Origin of the sequence: Candidatus Protofrankia californiensis, from assembly GCF_900634765.1 — a bacterium.
Classification (GTDB): domain Bacteria; phylum Actinomycetota; class Actinomycetes; order Frankiales; family Frankiaceae; genus Protofrankia; species Protofrankia californiensis.
In genome coordinates, this window is record NZ_CAAAFT010000141.1 from 4908 (window position 1) to 7610 (window position 2703).

Annotated in this window: 1 protein-coding gene; it reads left to right on the forward strand. The window is 69.8% G+C overall.

Features of this window, described 5'->3' with window-relative positions; genetic code table 11:
• Positions 1 to 262 precede the first annotated feature (262 nt).
• Positions 263 to 2703: Rne/Rng family ribonuclease (locus DD1DGNOD_RS08410; RefSeq protein ID WP_430827774.1), on the forward strand; the 2441-nt coding region annotated here is incomplete at its 3' end.

Genomic DNA, 2703 nt, shown 5'->3' on the forward strand with positions numbered 1-2703 from the left:
CTCCGATGAGACACCCGTCACTCGTCCCGCACCGAGACGGCGGCGCGCTGCCGCGCGATCTGCCGGACTCCCGCCCGAGGCCCTGACTGGGATCAGGGCTGAGACCAATACCGAGACCAGCACCGAGACCCCGAGCGGGCCCCTGGGCGTACCGTCGTCGCCGGACGAGCCGGTAGCCGTCGGTGAACCCGCCGGTGCGACTCGACAAAGCGATCCGCCGGAGCCGACGACCGCAGAACCGACAGCGCAGCAGCCGACGGCCGTGCCGTCGACTGCTGCGCGGCCCGCCGACTCCGACCGGTCGTGGCCGGTTTCGTTCCGATCCGATCTTAGTGGCTCCGAGGTTGCGCGGACCGGCGGACTCCAGACGCCGGCGATCGCCGATGCCGACCCGGACGCGCAGCGGGAGCCACGACCACGCCGCGGGCGGGCGGTCACGATGGTGACCTTCCAGGCGCCCGAGCCCGCCGCGATCGAGCTGATACAGCGTCGCCGCCGCGGGACCTCGCCGTTCGGTACCGACAACCCCCCGTTCAGCGCCGACAGGGTGAACGCGGACGCCGTGAACGACTCCGGCGGGGCGGCCACCCCCGATTTCGGCCCTTCCGCCGGTACCGGTGGGGACCCTCGTGCCGCAGACCGCCGTTCCGCGGACTCTCGTTCGAAGCCGGCCGTCGATACCGGCCCGCACGCCGAGGAGGATCCCGATCACGAGCTCGAGTCGGAGCTCGCCGCGTACGGCGACGTCGAGGCGTCGGCGACTGCGGAGGCGGTGGCCGACGACAGCGGTGACGGTGGTTCGACGCGGCGTCGCCGCCGCGGCCGTCGCGGCAGGGGTCGTGCCCGCTCCGACGAGGAAACCGACGGCATCGACGACCTGGACACTCCTGCCTTCGACGGGGCGCGTACGCGTCCCGACGATTTCGACTGGGACGGACCGGCTCGCTCCGGCCGTGCCGAGACCGATGACTCGGAGCCGGATCGGGACTCGGACCCGGATTCGGACGACTCCGGCGAGCCCGGGGAGTCCCGGGCCGGGCTGTCGCCCGGTGGGGACGTGTCCGACGAGGAATCACCGCCGGGTAGCTCGCGCCGTCGCCGCAGGCGTCGTCGCCGGGACAGCGCCGCGTTCGTCGACGAGGTCGTTCCCGACGACCCGCCGACGACGGTCGTGCACGTGCGCGAAAGCCGGGTCCGTGACGACGAGGTCCGCGGGGTCAGCGGTTCGACCCGGCTGGAGGCCAAGCGACAGCGCCGGCGGGAGGGCCGTGACAGCGGTCGCCGCCGCCCACCGATCGTTACCGAGGCCGAGTTCCTCGCCCGCCGCGAAGCGGTCGAACGGCGCATGGTCGTCCGCAACGCGGGTGACCGCACCCAGATCGCGGTGCTTGAAGACGGGGTGCTGGTCGAGCACTTCGTCACCCGGGCGAGTTCCTGGTCGTATGCGGGCAACGTCTACCTCGGCCGGGTCCAGAACGTGCTCGCGAGCATGGAGGCGGCGTTCGTCGACATCGGCAAGGGACGTAACGCCGTCCTGTACGCCGGTGAGGTCAACTACGACGCCAGCGGGCTCGACGGACGGCCTCGCAAGATCGAACAGGTGCTGAAGTCCGGCCAGTCGATCGTCGTCCAGGTCAGTAAGGACCCGATGGGTCACAAAGGTGCGCGGCTTACCAGCCAGGTCAGCCTCCCCGGTCGTTACCTGGTCTACGTGCCGGACGGGCAGAACGCCGGGATCAGCCGTAAGCTTCCGGACACTGAACGTGCCCGTTTGAAGGCGATCCTGAAGAAAATCACTCCGGAGAACGGGGGAGTGATCGTCCGGACCGCCGCGGAGGGTGCGAGCGAACAGGAACTCGCCCGGGACGTGGCCCGTCTGTCGGCCCAGTGGGAGGACATCTGCCGTAAGGCGACGAAGGCCAGCGCGCCGGCGTTGCTCTACGGCGAGCCCGACCTCGTGATCAGAGTGATCCGGGACATCTTCAACGAGGACTTCGCTGAACTGGTCGTGCAGGGAGCAGAGGAAGCCACGATGATCGAGGACTATGTCGACATGGTGGCGCCGGACCTGCGTGACCGGGTCCGCAGGCATGCCGGCCCAGCCGACGTGTTCGACGAGTACCGGGTCGACGAACAGCTCGCCAAGGCCCTGGACCGGAAGGTGTGGCTGCCCTCGGGTGGATCCCTCGTGATCGACCGCACCGAGGCCATGACGGTCATCGACGTCAACACCGGCAAGTTCACCGGCAAGGGCGGGAACCTCGAGGAGACGGTCACCAAGAACAACCTCGAGGCCGCCGAGGAGATCGTCCGTCAGCTCCGGCTCCGGGACATCGGTGGGATCATCGTCATCGACTTCATCGACATGGTCCTGGAAAGCAACCGCGAACTCGTCCTGCGGCGCCTGACGGAGTGTCTCGGCCGGGACCGCACCCGCCACCAGGTCGCGGAGGTGACCAGTCTCGGGCTGGTCCAGATGACCCGCAAACGGGTCGGTCAGGGACTGCTGGAGGCATACAGCGAGCCGTGCACGCACTGTGGTGGGCGTGGGGTCATCCTGCACCTGGACGGTCCGTCCGCGCCTGCGCCCGTGCGCAACGCGCCGGCCGATCCGGCAGTGCCGGTGCCGGCACCAGCGCCGGCCGCCGACACCACAGCTGTTCATGACGCGGCTGTTCATGACGCGGCTGTTCACGACGCGGC